Annotated in this window: 13 protein-coding genes; 6 read left to right on the top strand and 7 right to left on the bottom strand. The window is 67.7% G+C overall.

Features of this window, described 5'->3' with window-relative positions:
• Positions 1–102: 102 nt before the first annotated feature.
• The gene (gene surE, locus KBW95_RS23615; protein ID WP_211527142.1) at positions 103–840 is read right to left on the bottom strand and encodes a 5'/3'-nucleotidase SurE; all 738 of its coding nucleotides are present in this window, start codon (positions 838–840) and stop codon (positions 103–105) included.
• A gap of 423 nt (positions 841–1,263) precedes the next feature.
• Here surE and KBW95_RS23610 point away from each other — a divergent pair, with 423 nt between their 5' ends.
• Positions 1,264–3,297: a TonB C-terminal domain-containing protein gene (locus KBW95_RS23610; RefSeq protein WP_211529480.1), complete on the top strand. Its 2,034-nt coding sequence runs from the start codon at positions 1,264–1,266 to the stop codon at positions 3,295–3,297.
• A gap of 227 nt (positions 3,298–3,524) precedes the next feature.
• Here KBW95_RS23610 and KBW95_RS23605 read toward each other — a convergent pair whose 3' ends face one another.
• Together KBW95_RS23605 and KBW95_RS23600 are read right to left on the bottom strand one after the other, a co-directional pair.
• Entirely contained in the window at positions 3,525–5,957 is a 2,433-nt protein-coding gene (locus tag KBW95_RS23605; RefSeq protein ID WP_211529479.1) for a tetratricopeptide repeat protein, read from the bottom strand.
• A gap of 11 nt (positions 5,958–5,968) precedes the next feature.
• Positions 5,969–6,574, bottom strand: a complete 606-nt coding sequence (locus tag KBW95_RS23600) for a toll/interleukin-1 receptor domain-containing protein (RefSeq protein WP_211529478.1) — start codon at positions 6,572–6,574, stop codon at positions 5,969–5,971.
• Positions 6,575–6,743: 169 nt separating this feature from the next.
• On the opposite strand from KBW95_RS23600, the gene KBW95_RS23595 reads away from it, so the two are divergent.
• Positions 6,744–7,718: an NADPH:quinone oxidoreductase family protein gene (locus KBW95_RS23595; RefSeq protein WP_211527137.1), complete on the top strand. Its 975-nt coding sequence runs from the start codon at positions 6,744–6,746 to the stop codon at positions 7,716–7,718.
• A gap of 135 nt (positions 7,719–7,853) precedes the next feature.
• Here KBW95_RS23595 and KBW95_RS23590 read toward each other — a convergent pair whose 3' ends face one another.
• Positions 7,854–9,989, bottom strand: coding sequence for a TonB-dependent receptor (locus KBW95_RS23590; RefSeq protein ID WP_229429980.1), 2,136 nt, complete (start codon positions 9,987–9,989; stop codon positions 7,854–7,856).
• Between the two features lie 109 nt (positions 9,990–10,098).
• On the opposite strand from KBW95_RS23590, the gene KBW95_RS23585 reads away from it, so the two are divergent.
• Entirely contained in the window at positions 10,099–11,313 is a 1,215-nt protein-coding gene (locus KBW95_RS23585; RefSeq protein WP_229429979.1) for a PepSY domain-containing protein, read from the top strand.
• Here KBW95_RS23585 and KBW95_RS23580 read toward each other — a convergent pair.
• A complete protein-coding gene (locus tag KBW95_RS23580; protein ID WP_211529476.1) occupies positions 11,300–12,220 on the bottom strand; it encodes a cupin-like domain-containing protein in 921 nt (306 codons plus the stop codon). The genes KBW95_RS23585 and KBW95_RS23580 overlap by 14 nt on opposite strands.
• Positions 12,221–12,290: 70 nt before the next feature.
• A complete protein-coding gene (locus tag KBW95_RS23575; RefSeq protein ID WP_211529475.1) occupies positions 12,291–13,508 on the bottom strand; it encodes an MFS transporter in 1,218 nt (405 codons plus the stop codon).
• Between the two features lie 86 nt (positions 13,509–13,594).
• Between KBW95_RS23575 and KBW95_RS23570 the strand changes: the two genes are divergently transcribed.
• Both KBW95_RS23570 and KBW95_RS23565 read left to right on the top strand, forming a co-directional pair.
• A complete protein-coding gene (locus tag KBW95_RS23570) occupies positions 13,595–14,380 on the top strand; it encodes a helix-turn-helix transcriptional regulator (protein ID WP_211529474.1) in 786 nt (261 codons plus the stop codon).
• Between the two features lie 52 nt (positions 14,381–14,432).
• On the top strand, positions 14,433–15,209 hold the full coding sequence (locus KBW95_RS23565) for a DUF1080 domain-containing protein (protein ID WP_229429978.1): 777 nt from the start codon (positions 14,433–14,435) through the stop codon (positions 15,207–15,209).
• On the opposite strand, the gene KBW95_RS23560 is transcribed toward KBW95_RS23565, so the two are convergent.
• Positions 15,190–16,152: a LysR family transcriptional regulator gene (locus KBW95_RS23560; RefSeq protein WP_211526317.1), complete on the bottom strand. Its 963-nt coding sequence runs from the start codon at positions 16,150–16,152 to the stop codon at positions 15,190–15,192. The two genes, KBW95_RS23565 and KBW95_RS23560, sit on opposite strands and share 20 nt — an antisense overlap.
• A gap of 104 nt (positions 16,153–16,256) precedes the next feature.
• Here KBW95_RS23560 and KBW95_RS23555 point away from each other — a divergent pair.
• On the top strand, positions 16,257–16,624 hold a 368-nt coding region (locus KBW95_RS23555), incomplete at its 3' end, for a hypothetical protein (protein WP_211529473.1).

Here is a 16,624-nt window from a genome sequence, read left to right as displayed (position 1 = left end):
GGGTCGCCGTCTGCGGCGTGGCGACCGGCGCCGGCGCGCCCGGCTTGCGGGTGGCGCCGGTCACCGACGACAGCGGGAGCGGGAAGGTACTGCGCTGGTCTTTCATGCGATTCCCTGTGCCAGCAATTCCAGCTGGGTCTTGTGGGTCAGGTCCACCTGCAGCGGCGTGATCGACACGCGGCCTTGCTGGGTAGCGTGGAAATCGGTGCCCTCGCCCGCATCGCGGCAGGCGCCGGGCGCGCCGATCCAGTAGATGTCGCGTCCGCGCGGGTCCTGGGCGCGGATCACCGGCTCGGCCTGGTGACGGCGGCCGAGACGGGTCGGGGTCAGCGGTCCGATGTCTTCGTAAGGAAGGTTCGGGATGTTCACGTTCAGCAGGAAAGGCGACGGCAGCTGCTCGAAGCGGCGCTCGACGATGTCGCGCGCCACGCGGGCGGCGGACTCCACATGCGCCCAGCCATGGTGAACCTGGGAAAAGGCAATCGCCGGAATACCGAACAGGTAGGCCTCGGTCGCGGCCGCGACGGTACCCGAATACAGCGTGTCGTCGCCCATGTTCTGGCCGTTGTTGATGCCGGAGACGACCAGGTCGGGCGGCGCGTCCAGCATCGCGGTCAGCGCGATGTGCACGCAATCGGTCGGTGTGCCGTTGACGAAGTAGAAACCATTACCAGCCCGCTGGACCGACAAGGGACGGTCCAGGGTCAACGAGTTCGAGGCGCCCGAGCGGTTGCTGTCGGGTGCGACGACGACGATTTCGGCGATCGGCGCGAGCGCCTCCGCCAGGGCAATGATGCCTGGTGCAAGGTAGCCGTCGTCGTTACTGATGAGGATTCGCATTCCCGGGATTTTACCTGAAGCAACGGTCTTATCGCTCGCTTCCGGTCGCAATTTCACATTTTATGATGCTTTCCGACACGATTTGACCGCTTCTTTTTGTATTTACATTAAGTCTCATGAGCGTCGTGGCAAGGGTCCTGGTTGGCTTGGCAAGTCCTTGGGAAGGCGCTTCCGTCCTCGTTCGACCGGGCGACTCTCCCATCAGTTCTTGAACTGAAAACAAGGCCCTGCCCTCAAGTGTCCGGAGGATGCCGGCTGCCGAACGCGGCGCCGGGGCGACAGTCCTGGTCAGTAAACGTCTTCGGCATCAAATAGGATTACTGTTGTGATAGCATCAACAAGTCCTTGCATCCTCGGCATCTTCCTATTTCTCACAGTGGCCAGCTCGCTCCATGTCGCGCAAAGAACAGCATCCGGTGCTCCATGACTGAATTCGCGGCCGCGCGAGGATTGCCCGGCATGGAATCGGCTTGCGCGACGCAGCGCGCGCAGTGGAATTCATGGCGCATGCCCATCGCGCTGTCGGTATCCCTGCTGGTGCACGCACTGCTGCTGAGTATTAGCCTGGGCGGCAATGGTCTCGGGCTTCCCGGATTCCAGCTCCCATGGAAAGAGAGGCGGCTGGAGGCCGAACAGCTGCGCATCCTGCTCACCATGACGCGGCCGGGTGCGGCGGAGTCCGCACCGGCCGACCAGCCGCCTGCGGACCGTCCCTCTCCCGCCGGCCCCGCCCCGAGCGAGCGCGCCGATGTGGCCGTCCCCGCACCACCGGCCGGGTCGCCTTCCGCTGCGGCGACTGTTTCCATGCCGTCGCCGGCCGCTGCGCCGGACACTGCCATCCAGTCGGCGCCGCCAACTGTCACAGTCGCGAAAGATGCGCCAACATCTCCAACGCCATCGGCCAGCCCACTTCCTGTCGAGCCCCCCGCGCTGGCGATCCTCGACAAAGCCGACGACTCGGCAGCCAAGCTCAGCCAGGATGCGCTGAAGGCGAAGGCTGAGCAGGAAGCCGCGCGTCAGGAGGCCCTGCGCGCCGAACAGGCCGCCAAGGTCGAAGCGGCGCGCCTGGAAACCGAACGCCTCGCGCTCGTCCGGCAAGAAGCGCTTCGTCGCGAGGCGCAGCAGCAAGAACAGGCTCGGCAGGACGCTGCGAGGCTGGCGCTGGAACAGGCCGAGACCGCGCGCAAGGAAGCCCTGCGGGAAGAACAGGAAAGGCAAGCGCAGCAGGAAGCCGCGCGGCTCGACGCCGAGCGCCAGGAAGTGGCTCGCCAGGACGCTCTACGCCGGGAGGCGCAGCGCCAGGAAGCCGCCCGGCAGGAAGTGGAACGTGCGGAAGCGGCACGACAGGACATGGCGCGGCGGGAGCAGGCAAGGCAAGCGCAGATTGACACAGAGCGCAAGGAAGCCGCCTTGCGCGAACAGGCGAAACAGGCACAGCTCGAGGCGGAACGCCAGGAAGCGCTACGCCGCGAGCAAGCAAGGCAGGCGCAGCTTGATTCCGAGCGCAAGGAAGCCTTGCGTCAGGAACAGGCGAGACAAGCGCAGCTCGAAGCGCAGCGACAGGAAGCCTTGCAACGTGAGCAGGCAAGGCAGGCGCAACTCGAGGCGGAACGCAAGGAAGCTGCTCGACAGGCGCAGGCGAAGCAGGCGCAGCTTGAAGCGGAGCGGAAAGAAGCCCTGCAACGCGAGCAGGCCAAGCAGGCGCAGCTTGAAGCTGAGCGTAGAGAAGCCCTGCAACGCGAACAGGCAAGGCAAGCGCAGCTTGAAGCTGAGCGCAAGGAAGCTGCGCGACAAGAGCAGGCAAGGCAGGCGCAGCTTGAAGCAGAGCGCAGGGAAGCCGCCCGGCAAGAGCAGGCGCGGCGAGCGCAGCTCGAGGCGGGACGGCAGCAGCCAGCCCGCCAGGAGTCGTCGCGGCAGGATCCGTCCAGTCAGGCGGCTGGGCAAGCGCCGGCCGGCCAGGATCAGGCGCAGCGGGAACGCGCCGAGCAAGAGGCGAAACGCGAGGAGCGCCTGAATGCGATCGCCAAACAGCTCAGGGAAGAAGCGGCCCAGCGCGATGCCGCATCGAATCGCCCTGGCCAGCCCCCGCTGCCTTCGGCGAGCAGCCTGCGCCGCGGATGGCTGTACGGACGCGCGGATCCGAATGCCGACCTGGTGCAGTACGCCGCAGCCATGAGCCGCAAGATCGAGATGAACATGACCTTCGACATGGTGCGCGACGCGGTGAAACAGCCGCACACCCGGCCCGTCGTGACGGTGGCGGTCCGGGCCGACGGCTCCGTGGAAAAGGTGAGCTTCGTCGTCTCCAGTGGCGTGGCCGCGATCGACGACCTGGTGCGCAAGGTCATTGCCAGCCAGGCGCCGTATGGCGCCTTCCCGCCTGCCCTGGCGCGCCAGTACGACGTGATTGAAATCCGCCGCACCTGGATCTTCGACATGGCGATCCGGCTGGAATGAAGGCTTGCACGTGCGCGCGCGAGCGCGGATCGCGCACGCCCCTCGCTCACTGTAGCCAGCGCTGTCCGCCACTTACTCACCAATTTTCTCGCTTGGTCGAAGATAAAGCCGTTGAACAAGAGGCATAGAACATGTTACGCAAGCTAAGTTGCAGCTTGCCGCTCGAAGCCGGCACATTTGCCTAACGGGCCAGGCCTGGAACAGGCCAAGCCCATAGGCAAGCATGGTCAGCGTGAGGGCACCGGGTTATCCCGCGCCGCTTCGATCAGGGCGCCTTCCAGCGACGAGACTTCATCCTGGGTGAAGGACAGCAGCGCATCCTTGTCGCCGTCCTGCAGATAGACCTGCTTGATCATCGCGGCGCCGCGCCGGCGCAAAGGGTCCGCGACGCTCGGCCTCAACACCGTGTTGCGCAGGCTGTCGGCCAGGGCGCGGGCCTCGCGCGGACTGCGGCTGTCAATCAGGTTTTGCAACTGGGCCAGCTTATGACCGAGACTGTCCGACACTTGCACGCCCTCCCCTGGTCCTTGCCTGTGTCCATGCTCTCGCTGCTGCCTATCCTCCGCCTCGGAACGCTGCAGGTCGATTCCCTCGGCCTGCTCCAGGTGGCGCCGCAATTCCGCCACCTGCTCACGCAGGCGCCGCGCCGCCTCGGTCTCCCCCTGCTGGCCGAGGGTCGAGGCAAGACGCAGCTGCATATCGAGCGTTTCCGGATGGCCGGCCCCGAGGTGGCGTTCGCGCGTACGCGCCAGCGACTCCTGGATGCTGCGCACCGCGGCCAGGTCGCCTTGCGCGGCCAGGATTTCCGCCAGTGCTTCGCGCGCACCCAGGGCGCCGGCGGCGTCCGGACCGTCGTGGCGTTCGCGGGCGCGCAGCACGGCTTCGAGCAGCCGGCGGGCGTTGCCCAGCTCGCCCATCTCGCCGAGCAGCTGGGCCAGGCGCTGGCCGCAGCGCAGCGTGTCCTCGTGCTCGGCGCCCAGCTGGCGGCGGCGGCCTTCCAGCACGCGCTCGCAGACAATGCGGGCGCGCCCGTATTCGTGCTGCTGGGTCAGGCTGATGGCCAGGTCTTCGAGGCTGTCGAGGGTGGCCGGATGTTCGTCGCCGAGCGCACGTTCGCAGGCGGCCACCACCTGTTCGTGCAGCGCCAGCGCGCGCTCGGCTTCGCCCAGCCCGGCCAGCACGCGCGCCAGCCGCGAGCGTGCGGACAAGGTTTCCGGATCGTCCGCGCCGACGCTGCGTGCGCAGGATTGGCCCAGCAGCTCGTACTGGCGGCGCGCCTCCGGCAGCGCGCCGGCGTCGAGCAGCAGCAGCGCCACGTCCGCGCGCGCGGCGCGCACGGAGGGATGGTCCTTGTCGAGCGTGTCTTGGCGCAGCGCCAGGCATTCTTCCAGGCAGGCGCGCGCCTCGTCGAAGCGGCCTTCACGGCGGCACAGGCCGCCCAGCCTGGCCAGGCTGTCGGCCAGTTCGCGCGCATTCGCCGCGAATTCGGCGCCGGAGTGGGCAGGACGCGCACGCGCCACCGCGGCGCGCAGGCGGATCTCGTCGAGCGACTGCCAGGGGAAGCGCCCCGGCGCCACCCACTCGGCCAGCACGCCTGCGAAGCGCGCCAGGGCGCGGCGGTCGGTGCCGGGACCCGCCGTCGACATGGCGTCGGCCAGCGGCAGTTGCAGTTCGTCGAAATAGCTGTCGAGGTTGACGCGCGGCCAGCCATAGCAGGCGCGCAGCAGGACTTCGATGCGCGGCTGGTAGCCCGGTGCGCCCAGGCGCGCGTCGCCGCGGCGCCAGCGCTGGTGCGGATCGCTGCGCGCGCCGTCAGGGGCGCAGGCCAGCGGATACACCAGCAGCGGACGCTGTTCGTCCTCGTGGGTGCAGCGGTACTCGATGGCGCGCCGCACGGCGCCTTCGAAGCCGTCCAGGCTGCCCGGCGAAGGGGTGAACAGGCCGACCAGCCTGTCGGCCAGCAGCGTGGTGCAGACGCTGACCGCAGGCGAACGTCCCGGGCGGCTGGCCACCAGCACGTGCGAGAAATGGCGCGCCATGCGCGCGCCGAAGCGGCGGAACAGCGCCGGACAGGCGTCGAACAGCGCTTCCCAATCCAGCCGGCCGGCACGCTCGGCATAGCTGCCGTCGAAGCGCCCCGCGCGCATCAGGTACAGGGGGCGCCGCTGGTCCGCGCGCTCGACGTAGTTTTGCCAGTCGATCGCATCGAGCACACGCTCGGCCAGTACTTCGTCGCTCCCGGCGCCGGTTCGCTGGGAGGCCTCGCGCCTCAGCTGCGTGCGGCAAGCCTCGAAAAAGTCGACCAGTCCGGGCCGCGCCCGCCGCTGCGCCTCGCCGCCCGCTCCGCCTTCAGCGCCGGGCGGCAAGCCGGGGTCCGCATCGCAGTCCGCGTCGGGGCGCGCCAGCACCGCGCAAGCCTCCTCGCCGTCGGAGGAAAGCTCGAAATGCCGGTGCAAGGCGGGTGCATCGAGGTCCCAGTCGATCATCAGGACCGGCGAGCCCGCACGCGTCCGATCCGGCGCTCCGGCGCCCGCCCCTGCAAGTTGCAAGGCCAGCGCCGACAGCATTGCGTTGCGCGCGGCGCCGCCCTCGTAAGCATAAAAGGTGGTCACCTCGCCCGGTGTGACCAGCGGCGGCAGCGGAATGCGGTTATGTTCCATTTGGCTCCTCATTATTTTGGAAAAGTCAGGTCTGGAAGATCGCGCCACTCGGGTGGGACATCAGGAAGCACGAATTGGTTGCAGTCGTGGGTGGGCGGCGTATGCTTTTTTTGGCACGCGTAGTGGGTCGCGATCCGCTTGACCATCTTGTCAATGTCCGGAAGAAAATCTGGGTTCGACTTGAGATCGGCCGTGGCCATGGTGAAATGGGAGAAGTCGACATACAGGCTGCTCTCGGTGATCTGGCGCGGCAGGCTGTCCGGGTGGCGCGTCATGATCACAGGAATGATCAGGTGGCTGAGCAGGTCGTACCACTTGCTGCGTTCCTGCTCGAGCAGGCGCATGGCCGCGTACTCGCGGCGCGTGTAGGCGTGGGCTTCGTACTTGGGGGTGTAGATGAGGATCATGCAAACGCTCTCGCACATGGCGCGCGCGATCTTGCGGTCGAGGTCGTCCCCGCCTCCCAGCTGCTCGGTGTCGATAAACAGTTCGTCTTCGTTGTCGAAGTATGGTTCGAGGTAGCAGCGCAGCGCATCGGCCAGTGCCGACTTGAAACGCTTCATGAGTTCATGCTTGCCGTGCGCATAACTGAAGAAACAACCGTAACGGATTGCCATTCCCTTCTCCGGTTCCGAGGCGCTGAACTGGCGCGCCTGCCTCCTTCGACTCTAGCGCGCCCGACCTGCCCCACTTTGCGGGGGCACAAGTGTTACGGGCAGTGGCACGGCCGGCGAGCTCAGTTTCCTTCGGGCATAATGCGGGCCGATATCAATACAGGGAGGAAGCATGAAAGCCGTACGCTGCAACGACTGGGGGCCGCCGGAAAGCCTGGTGGTAACGGACCTGCCCGACCTGCAGCCGGGCCCGGGAGAAGTCGTGGTCGATGTGAAGGCGGCCGGCGTCAACTTCCCCGACGTGCTGACGGTGCAGGGCAAGTACCAGTACAAACCGGAGCTGCCTTTCACGCCGGGCAATGAGTTCGCGGGCGTGGTGCGGGCCGTGGGGCCGGGCGTGACCGCCTATGCGCCGGGCCAGGGCGTGATCGGCTTCACGCGCACCGGCGGCTTTGCCGAGCAGGCGCTGGCGCCTCTCGAATCCTTGCTGCCGGTTCCCGAGGGCATGGACTTCGACACGGCAGCGGCGATCACCCTCACCTACGGCACGTCCTATCACGCGGTGGCCGATCGCGGGGCGCTGCAGGCGGGCGAGACGATGCTGGTGCTGGGTGCTGCCGGTGGGGTCGGCCTGGCGGCGATCGAGATCGGCAAGGCGCTTGGCGCGCGCGTCATCGCGGCGGCGTCCAGCGACGAGAAGCTGGCGGTGTGCAAGGCGCACGGGGCGGACGAGCTGATCAACTACGAGCGCGAGGACTTGCGCGAAGCCATCAAGGCGGCGACGGCGGGCCGCGGGCCGGATGTGATCTACGATCCCGTTGGCGGGCAATACAGCGAGCCCGCGTTTCGCTCGATTGCATGGCGCGGACGGCATCTGGTGGTCGGCTTCGCCGCGGGCGAGATTCCGCGCTTGCCGTGGAATCTGATGCTGCTGAAAGGCGCGTCGGTGGTCGGCGTGTTCTGGGGCGACTTTACGCGCAAGGAACCGGCGGCGCACCAGGCGGCGATGCAAAGGCTGATGGACTGGATGGCGGAGGGTAAGCTGCGGCCGCTGGTGTCGAAGCGGTATCCGCTGGACCAGACGGCCCAGGCGCTGAATGATATGGCGGGGCGTAAGGTCGTGGGTAAGGTGGTGATTACCCCGTAAGGAAAAGCTATAGCGCCTAGCATTTAGCGCTCTTTGTACCACCGCCCGTAAAACCGTGGGGGGGGGGGGGGGGGGGGCGCCCCCCCCGGGGGGGGGGGGGCGGGGCCCCCCCCCCCCCGCGCTGCCAGGCCTGTCTTAGAAGTCCTGGCTCCAGCTGACCGCCAGGGTACGGCCGCGGCCGGCATAGGTGGCGGTCTCGTCCGCCGCCAGCGCCGACTGCGAGTAGTAGCCGACGTAATGCTTGTCGAACAGGTTCTCGATGCTTACGCCCACGCGGCCGTAGCGGGTCTGGAAGGTGGTGGCGGCATCGACCAGGGTGTAACCCTTGAAGTGCTCTTCCAGGTTGGTGGCGCCCGCCATGCGGCCGATATTGATGTCGCGGTCGCGCAGGTGGGTCGCCTGCAGGCGCAGCTGCGCCTTCGGCAGGAAGCTCCAGTTGGCGCCCAGCACGGCCTTGTCCGGGCCCTGCGAGCGCGCGCCCAGGTCGAGGTCCATCGGCGCGCCCTGGCTGACCGCGGTCTTGCCGTCGGTGATGGCATAGGTGCCGAACAGCGACAGGCCTTTGACCGGCTTCCATTCGGCGTTCGCTTCCCAGCCCTTGACCGTGGTCGGCACGCGCTCGAGCTGGCCGACGCCGTTGGTCACGCGCAGGACGCTGCCCAGCTTGGAGCGCGAATCGTAGCGGGAGATGCCGAACTGGCCGTTCGAGCCGCGCCAGTTGACGCCGATTTCCTTGTTGCGGGTGATGATCGGCTGCAGGGTGATCAGGCTGGCGACCGACTGGTCTGCGCGGTTCACGCCGCGCAGCACCAGGCCCGCGTCCGGCAGGCCGAAGCCTTCCGCCACCGACGCGAAGGCCGACCATTGCGGCGCGAAGCGCCACACCGCGCCCAGGTTCTTCACCGACTTCGAGAACTCGGCCGAACCGCCCTCGACCACGCGGTTGCCGTAGTAGTTCAGGGTGGTATAGGTGTCGACTTCGAGCTTCGCATTCTCGTGGCGCACGCCGCCGCGCACGGTGACATCGCCGAATTCATATTCCAGCTGGGCGAAAGGCGCGACGGAGCGGAACTTCAGTTCCGGCACCCAGACGCGGTTGGTGCCTGCCAGGCGCTGCTGGGTGTGGTCCTTCAGCCAGTCCAGGCCGGCGGTCAGCTCCAGCCCGTCGATGAGGATATCGGGACGCACGTAGGTGATGCGCGAACCGATCTTGTCCGCAACCACCTCCGACTGGTCATACAGATTGGGGGGCGGAGCGATGCGCGGGTCCTGGAAGGTCACGGCATTCGTGGCGCCGTACAGCGATTCGAAGTCGTGCTTGAACACCTGGGCGGTGAGCGAACCGCCGGCCAGGTCGGCGTGGCGGTAGTCCAGGCTGGCGCTGCGCACGCGGTTACGCGCGGGCATGCCTTCCGGGGTGCCGGGGGTCGAGGTGGTCGTGATGCCCTGCTTCGGCGCGCCGCGCTCGTTCTTGTAGTCGCCGTCGCCGCTCATGTCGAAGCGGTTCACCGACAGCTGCAGGCGCTGGTCGCCGAAGCTCTTGCCGAACTTGAGGAAGATATCGTTGCCGTGCGAGTCCAGGGTGTCGCCCTGCACGGTGTCGATGCCCAGGCGGCGGCCGTTGCCGTCGTAGCCCATGCCGCGGCGCTGCACGCTGGCGTAGCCCAGCATGTCGAAGGCGTCCGACTTGTGGTTTACGGTCAGGCCGGTCTTCCAGTCCAGGTTATCCGAACGGAACTGCGTCGCGAAGCGGGTGTTGACCGTGTACCTGGTGCCGTTGGTGCGCGGGGTCTTGGTGATGTAGTTGATGATGCCGCCGGTCGCGCCCATGCCCTGCATGGCCGAGGCGCCGTTGATGACTTCGATGCGCTCGATGATGGCGCTGTCGGCGAAGTAGCCTTCGCGCATGCCGGCGCGCAGCGGGTTCGATTGCGGAATGCCGTCGAACAGGATCAGCGGCTGGCGCCCGCGCAGCGATTCGCCGGTCGAGGTCATCTTCTGGCGGCTCGGGGCATAGCCCGGCACATAGGTCGACAGCGCCTGCGACGGATCGTCGGCGATCAGGTACTGGGCCGCCAGCTCCTGCTGGGTGATCACGGACACGGCGCCCGGGATCTTGTCGACCGCCTTGGCGGTGCGGGTCGCGGTGACCACGACCGAGGCCATGTCCTCGCCCTGGTTTTGCTGGGTCTGCTGTGCGAATGCGAAAGGCATCGCCATCAGGGCGCACGCGGTGGCGACCGCGAGTGAAACCGGCTTCATCGAACTCATTTTTGGACTTCTGCTTTTCTAAAAAGAAACACAAGGCGAAATGATAATGATTCTCATGTATTAACGCAAGTAGTAGGAATCATTCTCATTTGCGTTTATGATACGGTCTATGAAAAATCTCATCCGTAACGTCCACCTGTGGGCCGGCCTGATCTTCGGCACCATCCTCGTCCTGCAGGGACTGACCGGCTCGCTGCTCAGCTGGCGGCACGAGCTCGACGCCTGGCTGAATCCAGGCCTGCTGCGCGTGGCGCCGCCGTCCGGAAAAGCGGCCGGACAGCCGGTGCTGATCGAGCCGGCCGCGGCGGCGGCGGTGGTCGAGCGCCTGGTGCGCGACCCGGCCTACGGACGTCCGGACACGATTTTCCTTCCCGAAACGCAGGGCGACGTGTACGTCGCCTGGTACCGCCCGGCCAAGCCGGCCTCGGACTGGGACCAGGGCGTGACGCGCCAGGTGATGGTCGATCCCGCCAGCCTGGCGGTGCTGGGCGAGCGCAACTGGGGCGAGGCGGGCCTCTCGCGCCCGCTCCTGATGCCGACCCTGTTCCACCTGCACCGCTACCTGATGGCCGGCGAGGCGGGCAAGGTCGTGATCGCGGTCCAGGGCGTGGCCCTGTTCCTGCTGACCCTGACCGGGATCGTGGTGTGGTGGCCCAAGATGACCCTGAACGCGTTCTGGCATGCGATCACGGTGCGCGGCTGGGGCCAGTGGCCGAAATTCAGCTTCCGGCTGCACCGCGCGGCGGGCTTCTACACGGCGCCGGTGCTGCTGGTGCTGGCGGTGACGGGCGTGTACTTCAACATGCCGGCCTGGGTGACGCCCGCCATCAAGGCGGTGGCCCCGCTCACGCCGAACACCAAGGCGGCGAACGCCAGCGACGCCGCCAGCCCGCGCATCGGCATCGACGCGGCGATGGCGGCGGCGCAGGCGCGCTTCCCCGATGGCCGCATTTCGCGCGTGAGCATCCCGGCCAAGCCGGAGCAGCCCTTCGAAGTGCGGCTGCGCCAGCCGGGCGAGCTGCGCCACGGGAACGGCGCGACCCGCGTCAGCGTCGATGCCGGCAACGGCGCCCTGCTGCGCGTGGTGGACCCGCTGGCGGCGCACGGCGGCGACTGGATGGTCAGCACCTTCTATCCTCTGCATACCGGGGAAGCCTTCGGCGCGCTCGGGCGCATCCTGATCAGCATCGTCGGCGTGACGCCGCTGGCATTCTTCATCACCGGCGTCGTGGTCTGGCTGAAGTTCCGCCGCAAGCCGGCCAAGCCCAGGGCGCCGGCCGCCGTCAAGCCGGCGCCGGTGCGCGTGCCCGCTACCGTGGAATAAGCGACTCCAGCGAGGGATGGCCCTCGAGCGCGAGCGGCAGCGCACGCGACCAGCGGTTGGAGGACAGCGAAAACGTCAGCGAACGCACCTGGTGATACCACCCGGCCGGTACATACAGCATGTCGCCGGGATGCACCACCAGCTCGATCAGCGCCGCCTGGCGCGCCAGCGGAAAGCGCTCGAAATCCGGCGCTTCCGGATCGAAGGGAGACCCGAACAGCAGCGCATTCGCCTCGCGCGGATAAAGGAATTCGTCGTGGTGGGGCGGCGCCAGGAAGATCCTCTTCGATCCCCAGACCTGGGCGAACAGGTTGTCGTCGTAGTCGGCGTGCAGCGGCGTCACCGTACCCGCAGGCCCCATCCAGAAGCGCGGCGGTCCCGGTTTCTTGAAATACGCGGGCCAGTGGCAGAAGCGGTTCAGCTCGCGCAGCTCCAGGTTGCCCAGGTAGGGTGGCAATCCTTCCGTGCCCTGCTCCACCAGGTCCAGGTAGGCGAGCATAGACATGTCCTGCATGGCGCGGTCGGGCGCGAAGGCGGTATTGATGTAGTCGCCGACACGGGCGCGCACCGGCAGCGCGCTGAAGCGTTCGCGCAGGGTGTGCGGGCTCAAGCCGGTCAGCGGCCAGCGGCCCACCACGCCATCGATCAGGAAAGGCAGGCCCTGCGCCGCGTGCTCATGAAACACGGCCGCACTCGGCGCCCGCAAGCGCTGCAGCGAAGAGATGACCGGCAGCGCGCGTGCCGCGTCCCGGATCGCCTCTCGCATCGCTTCGATGGACGTGACGCCGCGCACCTGCGCATCGCGGCGTTCGCGCGCCAGCTTCGCGGCCAGTGCGTCTTCCGCCGAAGCGTTCTCCGGCCGTGGCGGCAGCCGCACCGGCCGGCTCTTGTCGGGCACTCCCGCCATCCTGTCGTCCTGGTCTGAAAATTCACGTGGGCCGACAGGATAGCGCATGCGGCGCCATCCTCCAATGAGCTTATGCGGGCGCCAGCTGGCGCGCGCGGGTGCTGCCCCCGACGCCGACCGCCGTGGCGATGGCCAGCGCCTGGAACAGCGCCACGCCCGCGAACACCCAGCCCGGACGGCCGGCGTCCATGACCAGGCCGAACAGCAGCGGCCCGATCGCCAGGCCGCTGTCGAGGCCCGAATACACCACGCCGTACACCCGCCCGGTGGCGCCCTTGGGCGCGGCGGCGCGGATCATCAGGTCGCGCGAAGGACCGGCCACGCCCGAGCACAGGCCGATCAGTCCCATCAGCGGCAGCGCCATCCACGACGGACCGGCGCCCGCCGCCAGCACCAGCGCCAGCGCAGCGGCCGCGGCGAAGGCCAGGGCCACGGTACGGTCGTGGTGCTTGACGTTGGCGCCCAGGAAGCCGCCGGCCAGCATGCCTACCGCCGAGGCCAGCATGTAGGAGGTGTAGGAACTGGTGGCCAGTTCGCGCGTGATGCCGTACAGGGCTTCCAGGCTGATCGACGCGAAGGCCTGGATGCCGCCCAGCGCCACCGCGGTCAGCAGGAAGAAGGCGAAGCACATCCATACCGAACGCAGTTTCAGGAAGTCGAGCGTGCCGCCCTGGACGCCATCCGCTTTCGCCGGCGCGGCAATCGGATCGGGACGCAGCGCGTGCCGGTTCAGGACCAGCATGACCAGCACGCATGCGGGCAGCAGGGCCGCCCACAGCATCGCCGCTCGCCAGCCCTGGACGGCGGCGATCGAGGTGAGGAAGATCGGCGAGGCGGCCCAGCCGATATTGCCGCTGATGCCGTGGACCGAGAATCCGTGCGCCAGGCGCGCCCGCGACACGCGCTGGTTCAGCAGCGTGTAGTCGGCCGGGTGGAACACGGCGTTGCCCAGGCCCGCCAGGAAGGCGCCCAGCACCAGGCCCGGATAGCCGCCCGCGAAAGAGAGCGCGACGGCGGACACCCCCAGCATCGCCACGCCGGAGAACAGCACGGCGCGCGCGCCCACGCGGTCGACCACGAAGCCGGCCGTCGCCTGCCCCACGCCGGAGACCACGAAGAACACCGTCATCACCAGCCCCAGTTCGGTATAGCTGAGATTGAAGGCCGGCTTGAGCCAGGGGATCAGGGCCGCCACGATCAGGTGGTAGAAGTGCGAGGTGCCGTGCGCCAGGCCCACGAGGCCGATCACGCGGGCGTCCTGGCGGAGGGTGTTGTCGTCTGAGCTCATGCCATGCCTTTATCGAAAAAGCCAGTGTAAGCAAAAGCGGCGCGTCCGATTTAAGATAACGTGTCAAGATTTATCGAGAATCCGCCATGAAAAGCTATCCGCCGATTCCAGGCCCGGGCCCGACGCCGGAATGCCCGGTCGCGCTCGCGGCGCGCGACCTGCCGGCCGACGCCAACGTCGGCGCCCATAGCCATGCGTGGGGACAGCTGACCTACGCCGCCAACGGCATGATCCGGGTGAGCGCCGAAGGCAGCAGCTGGATCGTGCCGCCGCAGCGCGCGATCTGGATCGCACCGGAGGTCGAGCATGAGGTGACGATGCTGGAAGCCGCGCGCCTGAGCCCCTTGCGCGTGCATGCCTTGCGCGCCCCTTTCCCCGGAGAGTCCTGCCGCGTGGTCGAGGTCAGCAGCCTGCTGCGCGAGCTGATCGCGGCCCTGATGGCGGGCGGCGACCCCCTGCCCCAGCCGCGCACTGCCCTGCTGGGAGAACTCATCCTCGACGAACTGGCGCGCGCGCCCTCGCGCCCGATCCGCGTCCCGCTGCCGCGCGACAAGCGCCTGAAGGCCCTGTGCGAGGCGCTGATCGATGCGCCCGGGGACAACCAGACCCTGGCGCAGTGGGCCCAGGCCACCGGCGCCTCCGGGCGCACCCTGGCGCGCCTGTTCGACAAGGAGCTCGGCATGAGCTTCGGCCAGTGGCGCCAGCAGGTGCGGCTGGCCCATGGCGCCTCCCTGATCGCACGCGGCATGCCCTTGTGGCAGGTGGCCGAGCAGCTCGGCTATGCGAGCCAGTCGGCCTTCACCGCCATGTTCAGGAAGAGTTTCGGCACGACGCCGTCCGCCTTCTTCGCGGGCGAGCAGCAAAGCAGATAAGCCACGGCCAACATCCTCTAGAATGCGGTTTGCCCACACAACAGGAGACAAGATGAACCCGACAATCCGCGCAGCAGTGACGAGCGGCCTGATGACGCTGGCCTGGGCGGCCCAGGCCGCGCCGCAGGCGAAACCGGAGCACACCGAGGTATGGAGCCCGGAACCGGCGCGCGTCATGCCCGCCTCGGCGAACCGGGCGCCGTCGGATGCGGTCATTCTCTTCGACGGCCAGGGTGTGGGCGAATGGGTGTCGAGCGCCGTAGTCGCCAGCCCCGCCGCCAAACCGGTCCCATGGTCGGGGGCGGACGGCGTGCTGACGGTCCGTCCCGGCAGCGGCGATATCCAGACCAGACGCACCTTCCTCGACTACCAGCTGCACCTGGAATGGCGCGTGCCGGCGGGTCTCAAGGCGAGCGGCCAGAACAAGGGTAACAGCGGCCTGTTCCTGTCGACGGGAACCGGGAACGGCTACGAGATCCAGGTGCTGGAGTGCGCAGCGAACAAGACCTATGCCAACGGCCAGGCGGCGAGCATCTACAAGCAGTTCACCCCGCTGGTGAACGCCTGCGCCGCCGAAGGCGAGTGGCAAACCTACGACGTCATCTGGACCGCGCCGCGCTTCGCAGCCGACGGCAGGCTCGAGTCGCCCGCCTATGTGACGGCGCTGCACAACGGCGTGCTGGTGCAGAACCACGTGGCCCTGCGTGGCGAAACCCTGTACATCGGCGAACCAGGCTATCGGAAACACGGCCCTGCTCCGATCAAGCTGCAGGAACATGGCGAGGCCGTGAGCTTCCGGAATATTTGGGTCAGGCCTTTGGACCGGTAGCCTTCGTCCGTCCCGCCGGCCGGCGCTGGCGTTCCAGCTCGTCGTGGATCACCTGCTGGCCGTGTTCGACCATGAATTCGTGGAAGGCCGCGGCTACGGTCGGAATCGCATGGTCGGCCTTGTGCATCACATGCCAGTCGGCCGATACCGGCGTACCCGTCACCGGTAAGGCCATCAACAACTTGTTCCGTACTTCCAGTGTGCACGCGTGCACTGACAGGAAACCCACGCCCAGGCCGGCGGCGGTCATCTGCTTGATCGCCTCGTTACTCGACAGCTCGGAACCGATCGACAGCGGCGCGCCCGCATCCTGGTAGAGTTTTTCGACCGCCGCCCGCGTACCCGAACCGCGTTCGCGCACCAGCAGGTTGTGGTCGGCCAGCTCCGTCAGCGCCACCGCGCGCGCGCTGGCCAGCGGATGCCCGGGTGCGACGTAGAAAGCCATCGGGTGGCGCGCGAAGCGGCTGGCGCTGGTCGGAAATTCGCGCGGCGGCGTTCCCATGATGGCCAGGTCGATCTCGTCGCGGCTCAGCATGCCGATCACCTCCGGCCGCGAGCCCACCTGCAGGCGGATGCGCACGTGCGGGCGGCCGGTGGTAAAGCGCACCAGCATCGCCGGCAGCAGGTGTTCCGCCGTTATCACCGCGCCGATGCGCAAGGTGCCGCTGGTGACGCCCTTGAAGGCCGCGATCTCGTCGCCCGCCTCTTCCCACATCTTCAGGATGCGCTCCGCATAGCCGACCAGCAGTTCGCCCGCGGACGTCATCTGGATGTTGCGGCCCTGCTTGCGGGTCAGCGGCGTGCCGGCGGCTTCCTCCAGCAGTTTCAAGTGCAGCGACACGGCCGGCTGGGTCACGTGCATGGCTTCCGCCGCCCGCGACACGCTCTGGTGGCGGGCCACCTGGACCAGGGCTTGCAGCTGTTTGAAGCTCGCCGGATACATAAGCTTTTCCTTATTAATCTGCTTGGAAATCTGATTTTTATTTTATCTTGCCCGGCCGTATAGTGAAAGCGTCAACAACGCACTGGCCCGGAAAGGAGCAGCACATGAAAGCCCAAGCGATCATCTTCGATCTGTCCGCATTCGACATCCAAGGGGCGGCGCCGCAGGAAGCCGGCAGGCTGCTCGACGAAGCGATCGACAGCGGCCGCCACTGCGCCCTGGTCACCGACCTGCCGCACCGCGAGGCCGGCCGGCAGCTGCGCGAGCGCTTTGGCGACACTGCCCACCACATCTTTTCAGTCGTGCTCACGGGCGCCGATTTCGCGGCGCAGGGCCATAAGGCGCCTTACTCGGTCGTGCTGCGCACGCTCGAACTGTCGCGCGAGGAGGCCCTCGTGGTCGCCGCCTCCCCCGGCCCCCCCCCCCGGGGGGGCCCGGGGGGGGGGGGGGGCCCCGCCCCCCGCCGCCCCCC

It is taken from the genome of Massilia sp. ZL223 (assembly GCF_018119395.1).
GTDB lineage: Bacteria > Pseudomonadota > Gammaproteobacteria > Burkholderiales > Burkholderiaceae_D > Telluria.
Note: the sequence above shows the minus strand (reverse complement) of the source record. Positions and strands in the feature narration are given on the sequence as shown.